Annotated in this window: 17 protein-coding genes and 1 other RNA gene; 5 read left to right on the top strand and 13 right to left on the bottom strand. The window is 37.9% G+C overall.

Features of this window, described 5'->3' with window-relative positions; translation table 11 throughout:
* Positions 1–331 precede the first annotated feature (331 nt).
* The 4 genes from AC07M3_RS16320 (at position 332) to AC07M3_RS16305 (ending at position 3,161) form a co-directional block, all read left to right on the top strand.
* A complete protein-coding gene (locus tag AC07M3_RS16320; RefSeq protein WP_209733807.1) occupies positions 332–1,018 on the top strand; it encodes an HAD-IA family hydrolase in 687 nt (228 codons plus the stop codon).
* Complete coding sequence (locus AC07M3_RS16315; RefSeq protein WP_494567780.1) at positions 1,002–1,430, top strand: RNA-binding S4 domain-containing protein; 429 nt, start codon at positions 1,002–1,004, stop codon at positions 1,428–1,430. Before AC07M3_RS16320 ends, AC07M3_RS16315 begins: the two co-directional genes overlap by 17 nt.
* A 145-nt stretch (positions 1,431–1,575) precedes the next feature.
* Entirely contained in the window at positions 1,576–2,622 is a 1,047-nt protein-coding gene (gene recA, locus AC07M3_RS16310) for a recombinase RecA (RefSeq protein WP_005040004.1), read from the top strand.
* Positions 2,623–2,678: 56 nt separating this feature from the next.
* Complete coding sequence (locus AC07M3_RS16305) at positions 2,679–3,161, top strand: regulatory protein RecX (protein ID WP_133746769.1); 483 nt, start codon at positions 2,679–2,681, stop codon at positions 3,159–3,161.
* A 15-nt stretch (positions 3,162–3,176) separates the two neighbouring features.
* On the opposite strand, the gene ffs is transcribed toward AC07M3_RS16305, so the two are convergent.
* Positions 3,177–3,273: signal recognition particle sRNA small type (gene ffs, locus AC07M3_RS16300), an RNA gene on the bottom strand.
* Between the two features lie 313 nt (positions 3,274–3,586).
* Here ffs and AC07M3_RS16295 point away from each other — a divergent pair.
* Complete coding sequence (locus tag AC07M3_RS16295) at positions 3,587–4,435, top strand: YbgF trimerization domain-containing protein (RefSeq protein WP_494567781.1); 849 nt, start codon at positions 3,587–3,589, stop codon at positions 4,433–4,435.
* 58 nt (positions 4,436–4,493) lie between these two features.
* Here the strand turns inward: AC07M3_RS16295 and lpxA are convergent, their stop codons facing one another.
* The 12 genes from lpxA to rimO all read right to left on the bottom strand — a co-directional run bounded on the left by lpxA (position 4,494) and on the right by rimO (position 16,847).
* Complete coding sequence (gene lpxA / locus AC07M3_RS16290) at positions 4,494–5,282, bottom strand: acyl-ACP--UDP-N-acetylglucosamine O-acyltransferase (protein WP_003652175.1); 789 nt, start codon at positions 5,280–5,282, stop codon at positions 4,494–4,496.
* Positions 5,279–5,764: a 3-hydroxyacyl-ACP dehydratase FabZ gene (fabZ, locus tag AC07M3_RS16285; RefSeq protein WP_003652176.1), complete on the bottom strand. Its 486-nt coding sequence runs from the start codon at positions 5,762–5,764 to the stop codon at positions 5,279–5,281. Before fabZ ends, lpxA begins: the two co-directional genes overlap by 4 nt.
* Before the next feature lie 6 nt (positions 5,765–5,770).
* On the bottom strand, positions 5,771–6,841 hold the full coding sequence (gene lpxD, locus AC07M3_RS16280; RefSeq protein WP_307009261.1) for a UDP-3-O-(3-hydroxymyristoyl)glucosamine N-acyltransferase: 1,071 nt from the start codon (positions 6,839–6,841) through the stop codon (positions 5,771–5,773).
* Positions 6,842–6,845: 4 nt separating this feature from the next.
* Complete coding sequence (locus AC07M3_RS16275) at positions 6,846–7,346, bottom strand: OmpH/Skp family outer membrane protein (RefSeq protein WP_080027278.1); 501 nt, start codon at positions 7,344–7,346, stop codon at positions 6,846–6,848.
* A gap of 40 nt (positions 7,347–7,386) precedes the next feature.
* The gene (bamA, locus tag AC07M3_RS16270; protein ID WP_373456834.1) at positions 7,387–9,912 is read right to left on the bottom strand and encodes an outer membrane protein assembly factor BamA; all 2,526 of its coding nucleotides are present in this window, start codon (positions 9,910–9,912) and stop codon (positions 7,387–7,389) included.
* Between the two features lie 37 nt (positions 9,913–9,949).
* The gene (gene rseP, locus AC07M3_RS16265; RefSeq protein ID WP_307009258.1) at positions 9,950–11,305 is read right to left on the bottom strand and encodes an RIP metalloprotease RseP; all 1,356 of its coding nucleotides are present in this window, start codon (positions 11,303–11,305) and stop codon (positions 9,950–9,952) included.
* Position 11,306: 1 nt separating this feature from the next.
* On the bottom strand, positions 11,307–12,503 hold the full coding sequence (gene ispC / locus AC07M3_RS16260) for a 1-deoxy-D-xylulose-5-phosphate reductoisomerase (RefSeq protein ID WP_494567782.1): 1,197 nt from the start codon (positions 12,501–12,503) through the stop codon (positions 11,307–11,309).
* On the bottom strand, positions 12,504–13,328 hold the full coding sequence (locus tag AC07M3_RS16255) for a phosphatidate cytidylyltransferase (protein ID WP_003652182.1): 825 nt from the start codon (positions 13,326–13,328) through the stop codon (positions 12,504–12,506).
* Entirely contained in the window at positions 13,328–14,080 is a 753-nt protein-coding gene (uppS, locus tag AC07M3_RS16250) for a polyprenyl diphosphate synthase (RefSeq protein ID WP_494567783.1), read from the bottom strand. The genes AC07M3_RS16255 and uppS overlap by 1 nt, the downstream gene beginning before the upstream one ends.
* Before the next feature lie 5 nt (positions 14,081–14,085).
* A complete protein-coding gene (frr, locus tag AC07M3_RS16245) occupies positions 14,086–14,640 on the bottom strand; it encodes a ribosome recycling factor (RefSeq protein WP_003652184.1) in 555 nt (184 codons plus the stop codon).
* 85 nt (positions 14,641–14,725) lie between these two features.
* Positions 14,726–15,454, bottom strand: a complete 729-nt coding sequence (gene pyrH / locus AC07M3_RS16240; protein ID WP_003652185.1) for a UMP kinase — start codon at positions 15,452–15,454, stop codon at positions 14,726–14,728.
* A gap of 49 nt (positions 15,455–15,503) precedes the next feature.
* Complete coding sequence (rimO, locus tag AC07M3_RS16235) at positions 15,504–16,847, bottom strand: 30S ribosomal protein S12 methylthiotransferase RimO (RefSeq protein WP_494567784.1); 1,344 nt, start codon at positions 16,845–16,847, stop codon at positions 15,504–15,506.
* Positions 16,848–16,971 lie beyond the last annotated feature (124 nt).

Here is a 16,971-nt window from a genome sequence, read left to right as displayed (position 1 = left end):
ATATTGTTTATCAAAAAGTATCGTATGTAACTATAATCAGAGAAAACGATTAGATAATCATTTGGATTTCTAATTTAGAAGATGCTGACTATTGTTTTACTTTAAATAAAGGAAGAATTTTCTACTAAACTGTTTCATTATTATTTTTTGTTTTGCAAACTTCCGCGTTATAATTTCAAACCATTTATCTTCCCTATCCATACCATTAATCTATACAATTTTTAGAAAAATTAATGGATGGAGCTTTGAATTAATTTATGATTTTAAAAGGATATATGGTAGATGTGTCTTAGAAAGTTTGCTTTGAATGATTTTGGAGATATTTAAAAATATGTCTAAAATCATAATGTTTGACATGGATGGTACGCTATTAGACTTAGCTTTTGATGACTTCATTTGGAATGAATGTCTCCCGATGAGACATGCGCAAATACATCAAATTCCCCTCGCCGAGAGTAAAAAAAAGCTATATCAGTTTTATCAATCACATCGGCACACTCTTGTTTGGTATTCATCAACCTATTGGACTAAAACAGTAGGCGTTGATGTACTCAAATTACAACAAGAATTTCAATCTAAAATCCAAGCTCGCTCGGACTGTTTTGAGCTTCTACAACAACTTAAAGAACTGGAATACACCTGTTGGCTAGTGACTAATGCTGACCGCGCTAGCTTACGCTTAAAACTCGATAATATTGCAATCGAACATTTTTTTGACGTAATCATATCAAGCGAACAAGTTGGTTATGCCAAAGAAAATATTAATTTTTGGAAAGAACTCCAGCGACTACACCCCTTCAATTCAGATGAAACAATTTTTATTGACGATACGACCCCGGTATTAAAAACAGCAGAAAAATTTGGTATTAAACACTTGTTTACTATCTCACAGCCCTCAAGTCTAAAGGGTATAAGACAGCATCAGGAACTAGAATATAAAGCACTAGATCGACTTACAGAGTTGCTGTCTATATTGAATCAAATTGATAGAAAGGATAACGATGTCAAAATTGCGTGAAGACGATGCTGTAGAGACCATGCGTGTTGACAAATGGCTATGGGTTGCTCGTTTTTTTAAAACTCGTTCAATTGCTAAAGCAGCAATCGAAGGAGGTAAAGTACATCACAACAATGAACGTGTAAAAGTTTCCAAAGAAATTCGAGTGGGAATAGAGCTTATTATTCAGCAAGGGTTTGATAAAAAAACTATTGTGATAAAAGCGCTTTCCAATACACGTGGCCCAGCGCCAGTTGCACAGCAACTTTATGAAGAAACCGAAGTGAGTATTGCTAGACGGGAGTTGATTGCATCCCAACGAAAATTGCATAATCTAGCTCGACCTGACCATAGACCGGGTAAAAAGGATCGTCGACAAATTATTCGGTTTAAACAGGAGAATGATCAAAATTGGTCATACGATGATGAATAAAAACGTCGAGTTGTGTCGCACACACACATACAACACATAGAAGCTATAGAAAAAATCTGTCACTATTAACCTAGTGAAACAAGTTGAGATTCAATGCATCCACTTGGGTTAAACGTGATGAACATAGAGTATTGAGGTTTTTGAGATGGATGAGAATAAAAGCAAAGCATTACAAGCCGCGCTAAGTCAAATTGAGAAACAATTTGGCAAAAATACGGTGATGCGTCTCGGTGACAACACTGTTCAAGCTGTTGAAGCTGTATCTACAGGCTCTTTGACTTTAGATATTGCATTGGGGATTGGCGGTTTACCAAAAGGCCGTATTGTCGAGATTTATGGTCCAGAATCTTCTGGTAAAACCACAATGACTCTACAAGCGATTGCACAATGTCAAAAAGCTGGCGGTACTTGTGCATTTATCGATGCAGAGCATGCATTAGATCCACAATATGCGCGTAAACTCGGTGTAGACATTGATAACCTGCTTGTATCACAGCCTGATAACGGTGAACAAGCTCTCGAAATTGCGGATATGCTAGTTCGTTCTGGCGCAATTGATATGATTGTTGTCGACTCAGTCGCTGCTCTTACCCCTAAAGCAGAAATTGAAGGTGAGATGGGTGACTCTCATATGGGCTTACAAGCTCGCTTAATGAGTCAGGCACTTCGTAAAATTACTGGTAATGCTAAACGCTCAAACTGTATGGTTATTTTCATTAACCAGATTCGTATGAAGATTGGGGTAATGTTTGGTAGCCCTGAAACCACGACTGGTGGTAATGCGTTGAAGTTCTACGCTTCTGTACGTTTAGATATCCGCCGTATTGGTCAAGTAAAAGAAGGCGATGAAATCGTCGGCTCTGAAACTCGAGTTAAAGTTGTTAAAAACAAAATGGCTCCTCCTTTCAGAGAGGCTCTTTTCCAAATTCTCTATGGTAAAGGCACAAACCAGCTAGGCGAACTTGTAGATTTAGCTGTACAGCAAGATATCGTACAAAAAGCAGGTGCTTGGTATTCATATCAGGGTAATAAAATTGGTCAAGGTAAGAACAATGTTATTCGCCACTTTGAAGAGAACCCTCAAATGGCTGGAGAGATTGAACGTAATATCCGTGAACAACTGTTAACAACAGGTACTAATACTGCTCAAGTTGAAGATGAGGAAGAAGCTGATCTTTTATTAGAATCTTAATTGCTCATTCTTCATAAAACGCCCTTCGGGGCGTTTTTTTACAAGGGAATCCTAATATGTTCAAAAGAACTGAAGAACAGTCTCAACAACGAACTCCGCTTACTGGCCAGCGTTTACGCTCTTATGCATTTGCTTTACTAACTCGCCGAGACTATTCAAAAGCAGAACTTACTGAAAAATTGACTCGTTATGCTCAGAACCCAGAAGAGGTTAAGCAACTCGTTGAAGAGCTGTCTGAACAAAATTATCAAAGTGATCAACGTGTTGCTGAACAAATGCTTGCTAGCCAAATTCGTAAAGGTAGAGGACCAAAACGCATTCAACAAGCTTTAAAAACCAAACAGCTTGAAAATGATTTAATTGCAGATGAAATTCATGATATTGATTGGGTAGAGCAAGCATATGAGCTCAAAGTGAAAAAATTTGGTGAAGAAGTAGAAAAAGATCCAAAGCTTAAAGCAAAACAAATTAGATTTTTACAATATAGAGGATTTGATTTAGATGTAATTATTAAAGCAGTCCAACGGAGAGTGGACTAATAGAAATGGTGGCAGCCCCACTAGCAAAACTTCGGCACATCATAGATCTGCTACCGTTGCTACCTTCCGGTCCTGGCGGGGTTCACAGAGTACAATTGCGAAGCCACCAGCAGGGCTACCATTGCCAGACAAAGTATAGAGATTTTTAAAAGAGTTGCAAGCCTTCTTCCCAGTTTTAAGCAAGTTTATGTTTCGATTGATTAATTCATCAGCAAAAATACATAACTTTTTATACTTCCCTCTCCCTTATTCTTTTTTGTATCTTATTTTGGATAAAATATGCTTGAAGATTGTAAACTATTCTTGCATTTATATTGTTAGCTGTTTTAATTGCATTAACCAATTAAAACCTTAGATAGTTAAGTGAATAGTTTATATATTCCTTTCTCAAGTTGGCTTTTACATAAAATTATGGACCTATACTCATGCGATTGATGAAGCATTCTTTATTATTTATTGCCTTAATGAGCACTACCTCTCTCTATGCCAACATTCCAATTGAGTCTCGCGGTTTAAGCCAAAGCGGTGGCAATCCAAGTAACACGTCTTCTAATAATGTTTCGGTACCTAGTAATTTAAACTGGGAGTTAATGCAAAAAAACCAACAATTAGAGAATGATGTACGTGCCTTACGTGGACAATTAGAAGAGCAATCAAACGATATTGAACAATTAAAAAAAGATTTATCCAATCGTTATACTGACCTAGATCAACGTTTAGAACTACTTAATCAGAAAGTTGATCCGGAAAGTGCACCATCAGATAATCCTGCAAATAGTGATACTCCAGCTACGGCAAGCACAGAAACCTCCACAGCAGATAATAAAGTAGTAAATGCTACTCCAACAAGCAGCCCTTCTACCACTCCTCCACCACAACCAGAAGCACAAAATCAATCAAACCCAGTAGAGCTTGAAAAAGCTGCTTACACTGTAGCTTTAGATGCCTATAAGCAAGGTGGTGCAAAAAAAGCCATCGCTCCAATGCAAAACTTTATTAAAAATCACCCAAATAGTGTTTATACGGGAAATGCTTACTTTTGGTTAGCTGAATTTAATTTAGCAACTGATCCAGTAAACTACAATGAGGCAAAAAAGAACTACAATGTAGTAGCAACTCGATATCCAAATTCTAGTAAAGCTCCTCGTGCTCTTTATCAACTCTATAGCATTGCTAAAGATGTCGATAAGAATACAGCTTCAGCAAACCAATATAAAACTAAGATTTTAAGTCAGTATCCAAAATCCGAAGAGGCCAAATTTTTTAATAAATAATAATTTTAAGAAAAAAAAAGACACTGCAATATGCAGTGTCTTTTTTTAATATATTGTCTTAGCGCACAATACCACGTTCTGACTGTTCAACAGAGTCTATTAATAATTGAGCTTCAGGAACATTCGGAAGAATATCATTTTTAATCTGCTCAACAGCTTGAACAGAGGTAAGCCCTGATTTAAAAATTAACTTATAAGCCTCTCTGAGACCTTGAATTGTATTTTTAGACCAACCCTTTCTACGCATTCCTTCGATATTAATACCAAATGCATGGGCCGGGTTACCAGAAGCCATAACGTAAGCTGGTACATCCTTTAAAATTAGTGATGCTCCACCCACCATACTGTAAGAATCGATTTTACAGAATTGATGAATGCCAGAATTACCACCAATAATGATGTGATCACCTATATGTACGTGCCCGGCAACACCAACATTATTCGCGAAAATATTATGATCACCAACAATACAATCATGTGCAATATGTGTGTTAACCATCAATAGGTTATGACTTCCTATTTTAGTTAAAGCATTATCTTGCACAGTTCCTCTATGTAAACTGCAATGCTCACGAATTAAATTATGATCACCAATCTCTAACCAAGTTTCTTCACCTTGATATTTCAAGTCCTGGCAAACTTCACCAACACTTGCGAACTGGAAAATCTCATTATTTTGACCAATTTTGGTAAAACCACCCACTACTACATGTGAATGTAGCTTAGTACCCGCACCAATCGTCACATTTGGACCGATAACGCAATAAGGTCCTATCTGGACATCTGGAGCAATCACTGCAGATGGATCAATAATGGCCGTAGAATGAATTAAGTCGTGATTGCTCATGCCTGCTCTGTTTTTTGGTGTGAAATCATAATTTCAGCGGTTGTTGCTACAATACCGTCAACGGTAGCCGTACAGTTATATTTGTATATACCACGTTTTTGCATTACTAATTCAGATTTTAATACAAGTTGGTCACCGGCAACTACTTGTTTTTTAAATCTAACCCTTTCCGCACCAGCAAAGAGGAATAAAGAACCAGGTTTTGGCGTTTCATTGTTCATGATAAACCCTAGAACACCTGAAACTTGAGCTAATGCTTCTACAATTAGAACACCAGGCATAATTGGATATTCTGGGAAATGTCCCTGTAGGAACTCTTCATTGATAGAAACATTTTTATAACCAACAATACTATTGTCAGTAACTTCAGTCACACGATCAACCAATAAGAATGGGTAACGATGCGGCAAATATTGACGAATCGTTTGAATCTGCATTGGTAATTCAGGGATGGCAAATTTAGGTGTAGTTGACTCGGTCATAATATTCTATTTACGCAAATTAAAGGTTGATTCAAGAGACTCTATTTGAGCTTGTATATGATCAAGTCGTTTAGTGATTTGGGTCAATGGCACATCTGCTAATTGTCGCAAGCGTACAATTGTCTTTTTCCAATGACTATTTTCAAACAATCCAATTCCTGAAGAGTAAGTTCCAGCTTCAGAAATATTTTTTGTGACCATTGACATTCCTGTCAAAGTCACATTATCGGTAATAGAAAGGTGCCCTGATACACCGCAAGCCCCTGCCAGAATACAGTTTTTGCCAATTTTAACACTACCAGCAATTCCGCATTTAGCAGCGATAGCTGTATTTGAACCAATATGAACGTTATGCGCGATTTGCACAAGGTTATCAATAATTACCCCATCTTCCAAAATTGTGTTGTCGAGTGCACCTCGATCAATACTACAATTTGAACCGATGCGAACATCATTACCAATAATAACCGAACCCAATTGAGCAATGCGATGCCACTTTCCTTGATATGGCGCAAAGCCAAAACCTTCACTACCAATTACAGTACTTGCATGAACTCGCACACGATCAGATAACTTAGATCCACCAGTAATGGTGACATGAGCATCAATAAAACAATCTTTTCCAATTTCCACATTATCATCCAGTCGAGTATGAGACTGAATAATCGTGTTATCACCGACCACACAATTTTCGCCAATGACGACGTAATGACCAATATATGCTGTTTCGGAAATGATCGCAGAAGGATGAATTTGAGCCGTACTTTCTATACCTACCGATGTGATTTTTTTATCAAAAACATGAGTAAGTATGGCAAAAGCTAAGTAAGGATTATCAACAATAATAAAATTTTGTTTGTCAGTAAGCTGTTCTTTAATAAGGCTTGTAACAATGTACGCACCCGCACGGCTAGCCTTTGCTTGATCGATATACTTTTCGCCATTCACGAAAGCAATCTGATGAAATTCAGCATTTTCTAAACTTGCTAAGTTTATAAACTGAAGACTACCTGTACCTACTAGCTCACCATTTACGAGGTGAGCTAGTTCATCTAAACGATAATGTTGCACTTTCATTAATTTATTTCATTGAATTAACCTTTTGTATCATTTTATCAGTTAAATCATATTTAGCGTCATAGGCAACGGTTGAATTTTTATTCAAAATGAAGTCAAGATTATTTTCTTTTCGTAATTGTTCAGCTGCTTGCTTCACACGATTCTCAAAAGTTGAATTCATTCCTTGCAAACTAGTTTGAACTTTTGACTGCAAACCTTGTTGAGTAGAATTAAATTCATTGAGTTTTGTCTGATATTGCGCTTGGAGCTTTTTAATATCATCTTCTTTCATTTTTTGCCCTTGAGTTTGGGCTTGACGTTGAAGACCTTCTAATTCTTTACCTAACTGCTCAAGACGAGTTGTGGTTGGCTTAACTGATTGATTCAAACTTGCGTTTTGTTGTTTCAAATAAGCACTGCTTTCGACAACTTTAGCAAGATCAATAACACCATAACCAGCAGCGTTAGTCATAGCAGAAACTGTTAGACCTAGTCCTAACATTAATATATTTAATTTTTTCATTTAAGTTTGTGTCCTTATTTCATGTTTAGTCAAGTCGTACTTAGAAAGTACGACCGATTTCAAACTGGATCTCTTTAGTTTCATCACCAGGCTTATCATTTAGAGGGAATGCATAGCTAAGAGATAATGGTCCTATCATAGTGATCCATGTGAAGCCAACACCTACGCTATAACGCATATTACCTAAGTCGAAGCCATAGTTATCTTCACAGTATTTTTTAGCATCTGCAATTTGCTGACCATTCATAATCATAGAATATGAACCAACGTCACACTTGGTATCAAATACCTGACCACCTTCAGCAAAAAGAACTGGGCGTACTTGGCGAGCCCAATCTCCTTTGAAAGGTAACGGTAAAGCTAACTCAGTACCAAATTGTACTAAAGCATTACCCCCAACTTCTTCTGGAGAACCGTCATTTTGCTTGGTTTCTTGTAAATTTACACTTGAATATTTCGGACCCAAGGTACTGCTATCATAACCGCGAACCGAGCCATAACCGCCCGCATAGAAGTTTTTATAGAATGGCAAATCATTACCATAGCCAAGCTTACCGTATCCTCGCAACACAAAACCAGTGTTACTAATTGGCCAAAATGCCTGAGCATCATAAGTTGCTTTTTGATAGTCAACATCACTACCTGGCAAACCAATTTCAAGACCTACACGATGTGACATACCTGAAGTAGGAAAAATAGGACGGTTTAATGTATTGTATGACCAGCCTAAATTTAAGTTATATGTAAAGAACTCACCCTCAAATGCATTATTATATGGAGTTGGTGTAACAAGGCATTTACCTGTATATGTAACCGCTCCTGTAACTGGATCTGTAGTTGTTTCCAACTGATCTGGTGGGCAGTAAGTATCTTGACCAGTTGCCTTACCTCCATTTGCCAATAAATAATCACGAACATAGGTAGAGACATAAGGGCCAGTCGTTACTTTAGTATTATCAATACCAACCGAAGCACTTAAACTTTGGTTTTCATCAATTGGATAACCAAAACTTAAGCTACCACCGAAACTATCGGTAACATAGTTGTTAACGTTATAGTCGTCATTTAATTTCGTTTTACGATAGTAAACGTTATAACCGCGGCTTACCCCATCAATCGTGAAGTAAGGATCGGTAACACTTAAGTTATAGTAATCTTGAGTTTCAGAACGAGATAAATCGATCGAAACACGATTACCTGTTCCCATAAAGTTAGTTTGACTTAAACCTGCCTGGAATGTGATACCACCACTTTGTGAGTAACCTACAGCTAATGTTGTAGTTCCCGAGTGCTGTTCTTCAACATTTACGTTTAAATCTACCTGATCTGGTGAGTTTGGAATACGCGCTGGTTTAATATCAACAGTTTTAAAAAATCCTGTACGTTCTAAACGAACCTTGGACAAATCAATTTTTTCATTACTCGCTAAAGCGCCTTCCATTTGACGCATTTCACGACGTAATACTTCATCGGCAGTTTTACTATTACCTGTAAAGTTAATACGACGTACAGTAACTTGCTGACCTGGATTTACATAGTAATTTAAGTCAACAACACCTGTGTCATTATTAATTTGCGGAACAATATTCACATCTGCAAAGTAATAACCAGCATTACCGTATTTACGCAATAATAATTGCTTAACAGCATTCACTTTTTCTTGTGAATAAGTATCGCCATCTTTATAGATTTTTAAAGCTTGTAACTCTTCAGGTTTATAAAGTGCATCACCTAAAAACTTGGTTTGACCAAATTTAAATTGACTGCCTTCCTCTACAGCAACTTCAATAAAGATGTTCTTTTTATCTTCACTAATATTCAGTTGCGAATTATTGATATGAAAATTGATATAACCTTTATTGAGATACATAGCGCGCAAAGCTTCAAGGCTCGCTGCCATTTTCTCTCTCGCATAACGGTCATTACGCGTTACAACAGAAGCCCAACCACTTTCTTTAACTGCAAAGGCTTGTTTAATTTCGCTGTCTTTAAAAACAGTATTACCAATAATATTGATATTAAAAACTTTAGCGGCTGTACCTTCATTAAAATTTAATTTAAGTTCAACACGATTATTTGGACGAGCGATCGTATCAACGGTTACATCAGCATCGTAACGACCTTGCTGGGTATATTGCTGCTCTAGTTCAGTTTCAATTGTTTGTAAAGCCGATTTCTTGAAAACTTCGCCTTCAGCAATTCCCATTTTTTTGAGGCCTTGTTCCAATGCCTCTTTAGGAATAAGTTTATTACCCTTAAATTCAAGCTTTGAAATAATTGGGCGCTCTACGACATTAAAAACTAAAGTATCGTTATCTCTTGATGCTTTAATATCGTCAAAAAGTCCAGTGGCATACAATGTTCGAATTGCTTCTGCGATCATCGGTTCATTAACGCGATCGCCACTGTTGATTGGCAACATAGTATAAACATTTGCAGGTGTAAGACGGACCAACCCATCTACGCGAATATCTCGAACAACGAAATCATCAGCTGCATATGCTTGTTGTACCGCCGCCATAGCGCTAACAAGTGCCAAAGGCATTAAAAAATGTGTGTGCCGCATGCCAGTTTTTTCCAGTAAGTTATAAGTCCATATACGTTTACAAACGCATAAAATCATTAAATAAAGCCAAAAGCATCATACTACCGAGCAGTACCATACCAATTTTTAGACCAAACATTTGTATTTGTTCAGAAACAGGCTTCCCTCGAATAGCTTCAATAACGTAATAAACCAGATGTCCACCATCTAGCATTGGAATTGGTAATAAATTTAAAATTCCAAGACTTACACTCATTAAAGCCATAAATGAGATAAAAGTCTGCCATCCCATTTCTGCACTTTGTCCCGCTACTTTCGCGATTGTAATTGGCCCAGAAAGATTCTCTAATCCAATTAAACCCTTAACCATTTTTACTATTGAACTCAATATCATGCTAGAGATCTGACCAGTTTTATCTAGTGACATCTCGAAAGCTTGTATTGGAGTATATTGAATTGTTTGCTTATATTCGTCAGGAATTGTAATTTTTCCTGCATCACTTTTCACGCCCAAAACACCGCTCACTTGCCCCATGTTATCCCGTTTTTCTTGAGGCATGACTTGCAAATGAACTAATTGACCATTACGCAAAACATCAATATTAAGTAATTTTTCTGGAGAATGTTGTACTACCTCTACAACATCAAACCAGTCTTTCATTGCTTGACCATTAATTGAAGCAATACGGTCACCTACTTTCATTCCTTGACGAATTGCAGCTCCATCTTGAGTCAATTCAGTGACAACAGCTGGAATAACCGGACGATATGGTAAAAAACCTAACACATCTAAAGCTGATTCATTCTGATCTTTCAAGAAGTCTTTAATCGGTAAAACAATATTTTTCTCAGTACCGGCACGGTCTACATCAACATTTACACTACCCGTTTCACCTACACGATCAATCAAAGCAAAGTTAAGTTTTTCCCAAGTTTGCGTTTCTTTTCCATCAACCGCAATAATCTTGTCACCTACTTGCATTTGTGCAGTAGCTGCTGGTGAGTTTGGTATGACTTTACCAACTCTAGTGTTTAGTTGTTCTTGTGCTGGTAAAAATAAGATCCAGAAAAGTAAGACAGCAAAAATCAAGTTAATTAAGGGACCAGCTGCAACAATTGCTATACGTTTCCATGGTTTTTGGCGGTTAAATGCATAAGGTAAATCCTGCTCTGCAACATTACCTTCACGCTCATCGAGCATTTTGACATAGCCGCCTAATGGTAAAGCTGAAAGCTGGTATTTGATTCCAGATTTTTTTGATGTCCATTTGAGTAAGGTAGGTCCAAAACCAATCGAATATACTAAAACCTTAACACCTAGTTTTCGTGCCACCCAGTAATGGCCGAACTCATGAATTGCAATTAAAGGACCAAGTAAAAGAGCTGCTGCTGCAATCATAAATAATGCGCTCATTTCAGCCTCCTATACTTGATATATATTGCTGTGCTACGTGTCGTGCTATTTCATCTTTATCTAAAATGCACTCAATATTTTCAGCAACTGAATTTTCCAATTTTTGCAAAGTATGTTCTACCACTTGTGGAATATTTGTAAATCCAATTTGTTCCTTTAAAAATGCAGCAACAGCAACTTCATTTGCGGCATTCAAAATAGTAGGTGCCAAACCTCCCTCACGCATTGCTTGACGTGCCAAATCAAGTGCTGGGAATTTTTGAATATCTGGCGCTTGAAAATTAAGCTGAGAATACTCAAATAAATTTAAAGCAGGAACATTAGTCTGTAAACGCTCAGGCCATGCTAGAGCATGCGCAATTGGCGTACACATATCTGGATTACCCATTTGTGCTAATGTTGAACCATCAACATATTGCACCATAGAATGAATAATACTTTGTGGGTGAACAACAACTGTAACAAAATGTTCGGATATTGAAAACAGATGGCACGCCTCAATCAACTCTAACCCTTTATTCATAAGAGTAGCCGAGTCAACTGAGATTTTCTGCCCCATAGACCAATTAGGATGCTTACAAGCTTGCTGAGGAGTAACTTCTTTTAATTGCTCTAAAGAATGGTTTAAAAAAGGGCCGCCAGAGGCTGTTAATAATATTCTAGATACACCCTGCTGTGGCTGCCCATTTCTTTCGGCTTCTAAATAATTATGAGGTAATGACTGAAAAATAGCGTTGTGTTCGGAATCTACTGGCAATAACAACGCCTGATGATCACGTGCTGCTTGCATCATGATTTCACCAGACATAACCAAAGCTTCTTTATTCGCTAATAATACCCGCTTGCCAGCTTTTACAGCAGCCAAAGTGGGCAACAAACCTGCGGCACCAACAATTGCAGCCATAACCACATCAACATCTGGATGAGAAGCAATGCTTACCAGACCTTGCTGGCCAACCAGAATTTCAATATTTTGTAATTTATTATCCGCAAATAATGCTGTTAATTCGACAACTTTTTGCTCTGGAACAACCACAACTTTTGGTTGGAACTGTTTACAAATTTCAACCAACTCAAAAATTCGGCTATGAGCTGAAACTGCAAACACTGAATACTTATCAGGATGTTGATTTAAAATTTTTAAGGTACTTTGACCAATGGAACCGGTTACACCTAATATGCAAACAGATTGTGTCATCTATAAATCTACACCAATAAGTTTTAATATATACATTCCCGTTGCAAAGATCGGGGCTGCAGCAAGTAAAGAATCAATACGATCTAAAACACCACCATGACCAGGTAGAACACGGCCAGAATCTTTAATACCGGCACGACGTTTAATCATTGATTCAAATAAGTCACCCAAAACTGAACCAAATACTGTAATTAATGACAATATAAGAAACAGAATTTGCTGAATTAAAGTTAAATTTAGATAATGATATTGCACAACCAACATTATTACTACGGTCGTAATAATACCACCGTACAAACCTTCCACTGATTTGTTAGGGCTTACAGTCGGAGCTAGTTTTCTTTTCCCAAATTTGCGACCAACAAAGTAAGCACCACTATCTGCGCCCCATACGAGCAAGAACAGATACATTAACCACCATGGTGAGCTCTGCCATACTACAAAAATTGAGGTTACCGCAGCACAGACTAAAATTATGCCAATCACATACAAAGTCGCGTTATACCAGCCATCAAATTCAGGAAATGACTTAACCCAATATACACTTACAATCCAAGTCAAAATTGAAGCAGACCACAAAAGTAATGCAATATCATGGAAAAATAGGGCAACACCTGAAACAAATGCAACAAGCAGACCGTAGCACCAAGCTTTAGGTTTAACAGCATTTGCAGTTTCGCGAGGCATTAATTTATACCATTCATACCCCGCAACCCCTGCTGCAACAATCATAAGAACCAACATTGGATAATGTGATTGCGTAGCAAACATACAGCCTAAAACAACTGCAACAAGTACCAATGCGGTAACAATCCGCTCTAACATTATAAATTCTCTATTTTCTCTTGCTGAATTTGTTCAGATGTTTTGCCAAAACGACGTTCACGCCCAGAAAAAACATTCAAGGCATGATCGAACTCTTTTACTGTAAATTCTGGCCATAAAGTATCCGTAAAATACAGTTCCGCATAAGCTGCTTGCCATAACAAGAAATTAGATATGCGATAATCTCCGCCTGTACGGATTAATAAGTCCACAGCCGGCAGATCGTTTAGACTGACATATTTTTCGAACAAATCAACATTTATTTGATCAGCACCAAATTCACCACGGGAAACTGCTTGAGCAACCTGTTTTGCTGCATTTGCAATGTCCCACATCCCACCATAGCTGATTGCAATAGTTAAAGTCATAGTGTCATGGTGTGCTGTCTGTTGCTCTGCATCTTCCATTAAGGCAACTAAGTGTGAGGATAATCGAGAACGATCACCGATAAAACGCAAAGCAATATTAAATTTCTTCATGCGAGGTATTTGCTCATGAATACTTTCTTCCAGAAGCTTCATAAGCAGATCGACCTCATACTGCGGTCGATTCCAATTTTCACTTGAAAATGCAAAAACAGTTAAAGCACGAATACCAGTTTTTTTGCAATGTTCAACGATAGGATCAAGAACATTTTTACCCTCCCGATGCCCATCACCTTTTTGCATTTGATGTTTTTTTGCAAAGCGGTTGTTGCCATCCATAATGATGGCAACATGCTTGGGAAGATGATACTCTTCAGAATCGGTCATAAAAATTAGACCTTCATCAATTCTGCTTCTTTCGCTGCAAGACGCTTGTCTACTTCTGCAACATATTTATCAGTGATTTTCTGGATATCATCACCTGCACGGCGCTCATCATCTTCAGAAATTTCTTTTTCTTTTAGCAATGCTTTGATATCACCCAATACATCACGGCGAATATTACGAATCGCAACTTTTGCATTTTCAGCTTCATTACGCGCAACTTTTTGCATATCACGACGCGTTTCTTCAGTTAATGCTGGTAAAGGTACACGAATTGCATCTGCTGTAATCGGGTTTAAACCAAGATCACTTTCACGGATTGCCTTATCAATAGCTGAAACCATTGTACGCTCAAATGGCTGAACAACAAGTGTACGTGAGTCTTCGATACCCACGTTTGCTACTTGATTTAAAGGCACATCAGAACCGTAGTAAGGAACCATCACACCATTTAAGATTGATGGGTGTGCACGGCCGGTACGAACTTTAGCAAACCCTAGTTCCAAAGACTCTAGAGTTTTTAACATACGCTGTTCGCTGTCTTTTTTCAGATCGTTAATCATATGATCTACCTTACTTATTTATTCAAAGATATATTTAACAAATTTAATTTAGCGCTAGTATAAAGAGCTTTAGGTAACACGTACATTATTTAGTAACGCGCGTTCCTTCTTTTTCACCCATTACTACTGACAATAACGCACCTGATTTATTCATATCAAAAACTTGCAATGGCACATTATGGTCTCGACATAAACAAATAGCGGTTAAATCCATAACACCAAGTTTTTCATCTAACACCTGATCAAAGGTTAAATGATCGTATTTAACAGCATCTTCAAATTTACTTGGATCTTTATTATAAACGCCATCTACTTTAGTCGCTTTTAAAATCAAATTCGCTTCAATTTCAATTCCGCGTAAACATGCCGCTGTATCCGTTGTAAAAAATGGATTTCCTGTACCTGCAACGAAAACACAAACTTCACCTTGGCTCAAATGACGGATAGCATCACGACTTGAATAAGACTCTACTACCGTACCAATTGGCAATGCAGACATAAGACGAGTTCTGATATTACGACGAACTAGAGCATCACGCATAGCTAAGCCATTCATTACAGTTGCAAGCATACCCATTTGATCGCCTGTTACACGACCAACTAGGCCATCTTTTTGCAACTGACTACCACGGTACAAATTACCGCCACCCACAACGATGCCCACTTGTACACCTAAGCCAACCAAGTGTGCAATTGAAAGGGACATATGATCTAAAACTTGGGCATCAATACCCATGTCTTTATTACCTGACAATGCCTCACCAGATAATTTTAATAGAATACGTGAATAACGAGGGCTAATTGTTTCCGCCATGACTTTGCTCCAAAACCTCTTAAACTGAATGCTCTTTAATATATTTCGATTAAACCGATTTAATTTTAATTAACTTTGCAAATAAATCGTATTCATCCGCATCGGTAATTTCGACTTCCAACATATCGCCCGGTTGAATAGTGTTCTTATCGATATCTTCTACAAACACATTACCGTCAATTTCCGGAGCATCAGCATAAGAACGTGCAACGGCAACAGGATATTCATCTTCTAAACTATCGACCAAAACAGTCATCGTTTGGCCAATACGTTTTTGCAATCTAGCAGCAGAAATTTCTTGCTGGACTTGCATAAAGCGCTCGTAACGATCTTGTTTAATTTCTTCTGGTACATGATCTGGCAAATCATTTGCCGTTGCACCTTCTACTGGCGAATAGGTAAAACAACCCACACGATCAAGTTGAGCTTCTACGAGCCAATCAAGCAACAGCTGGAAATCTTCTTCAGTTTCACCCGGGAAACCGACCACGAAAGTAGAGCGGATCACAAGATCAGGACATTTTTCACGCCACAACTTAATTTTTTCTAGTGTATTTTCACTGTGAGCCGGACGCTTCATTAATTTAAGAATACGTGGGCTTGCGTGTTGGAATGGAATATCTAGATATGGCAGGATTTTACCTTGTGCCATTAAATCAATTACCGCATCCACATGTGGATATGGATAAACATAGTGTAAACGCACCCAGATGCCAAGTTGGCCTAGTGCTTCACACATGTCGAAGAATTTTGTCTTAACAGGCTGACCATTCCAGAAGTCAAGTTTGTACTTGGTGTCTACGCCATAAGCTGATGTATCTTGAGAAATAACCAAGATTTCTTTAACACCCGCTCTTTTAAGTGCAGCAGCTTCTTCTAATACACTACCGATTGGACGAGAAACCAAGTCACCACGCATACTTGGAATAATACAGAAGGTACAACGATGGTTACATCCTTCAGATATTTTTAAGTAGGCATAATGCTTTGGTGTTAAGCGAATTCCCTGTTCAGGAACCAAATCAATAAACGGATTATGTTTAGGTGGTGCTGGTACATATTCATGCACAGCTTCCATCACATCTTGATAAGCTGCTGCACCAGTAACCTTTAAAACGTTTGGATGCATTTGACGAATTTTATCTTCATCTTTACCTAAGCATCCAGTAACGATCACTCGACCATTTTCACTCATGGCCTCGCCAATTGCATCTAGCGACTCTTGTACCGCAGATTCAATAAAACCACAGGTATTAACAACTACTAAATCAGCACCATCATAATCTGATGCAACTTGATAACCTTCAGTCTTTAACTGAGTTAAAATTCGTTCAGAATCTACCAATGCCTTAGGACAACCTAAAGAAACAAAACCGACTTTGGGGGTCTTCATGAATCTGCGCTCCACTTGAATGCGCGTATTGTATGTCTTTTCTTGTCTCAAGCATAGGTGGAAAGCCTACTCTTTGTGTAATGCACCAAAATACAACCAACATTTGCACCAAAACTCACCTTTG

The sequence above is a fragment of the Acinetobacter sp. GW821-FHT09D10 genome, assembly GCF_059416285.1.
The sequence above is the reverse complement of the archived record's forward strand: the minus strand, read 5'-3'. Positions and strand labels throughout refer to the sequence as shown.

Bases quoted from the DNA above. Each gene is read 5' to 3' on its own strand.
- AC07M3_RS16255 (WP_003652182.1), bottom strand. From the start codon at position 13,328: ATGTTAGAGCGGATTGTTACCGCATTGGTACTTGTTGCAGTTGTTTTA.
- ispC (WP_494567782.1), bottom strand. From the start codon at position 12,503: ATGACACAATCTGTTTGCATATTAGGTGTAACCGGTTCCATTGGTCAA.
- AC07M3_RS16275 (WP_080027278.1), bottom strand. From the start codon at position 7,346: ATGAAAAAATTAAATATATTAATGTTAGGACTAGGTCTAACAGTTTCT.
- pyrH (WP_003652185.1), bottom strand. From the start codon at position 15,454: ATGGCGGAAACAATTAGCCCTCGTTATTCACGTATTCTATTAAAATTA.
- frr (WP_003652184.1), bottom strand. From the start codon at position 14,640: ATGATTAACGATCTGAAAAAAGACAGCGAACAGCGTATGTTAAAAACT.
- lpxA (WP_003652175.1), bottom strand. From the start codon at position 5,282: ATGAGCAATCACGACTTAATTCATTCTACGGCCATTATTGATCCATCT.
- uppS (WP_494567783.1), bottom strand. From the start codon at position 14,080: ATGACCGATTCTGAAGAGTATCATCTTCCCAAGCATGTTGCCATCATT.
- rimO (WP_494567784.1), bottom strand. From the start codon at position 16,847: ATGAAGACCCCCAAAGTCGGTTTTGTTTCTTTAGGTTGTCCTAAGGCA.
- AC07M3_RS16305 (WP_133746769.1), top strand. From the start codon at position 2,679: ATGTTCAAAAGAACTGAAGAACAGTCTCAACAACGAACTCCGCTTACT.
- fabZ (WP_003652176.1), bottom strand. From the start codon at position 5,764: ATGACCGAGTCAACTACACCTAAATTTGCCATCCCTGAATTACCAATG.
- rseP (WP_307009258.1), bottom strand. From the start codon at position 11,305: ATGAGCGCATTATTTATGATTGCAGCAGCAGCTCTTTTACTTGGTCCT.
- recA (WP_005040004.1), top strand. From the start codon at position 1,576: ATGGATGAGAATAAAAGCAAAGCATTACAAGCCGCGCTAAGTCAAATT.
- AC07M3_RS16320 (WP_209733807.1), top strand. From the start codon at position 332: ATGTCTAAAATCATAATGTTTGACATGGATGGTACGCTATTAGACTTA.
- lpxD (WP_307009261.1), bottom strand. From the start codon at position 6,841: ATGAAAGTGCAACATTATCGTTTAGATGAACTAGCTCACCTCGTAAAT.
- AC07M3_RS16295 (WP_494567781.1), top strand. From the start codon at position 3,587: ATGCGATTGATGAAGCATTCTTTATTATTTATTGCCTTAATGAGCACT.
- bamA (WP_373456834.1), bottom strand. From the start codon at position 9,912: ATGCGGCACACACATTTTTTAATGCCTTTGGCACTTGTTAGCGCTATG.
- AC07M3_RS16315 (WP_494567780.1), top strand. From the start codon at position 1,002: ATGTCAAAATTGCGTGAAGACGATGCTGTAGAGACCATGCGTGTTGAC.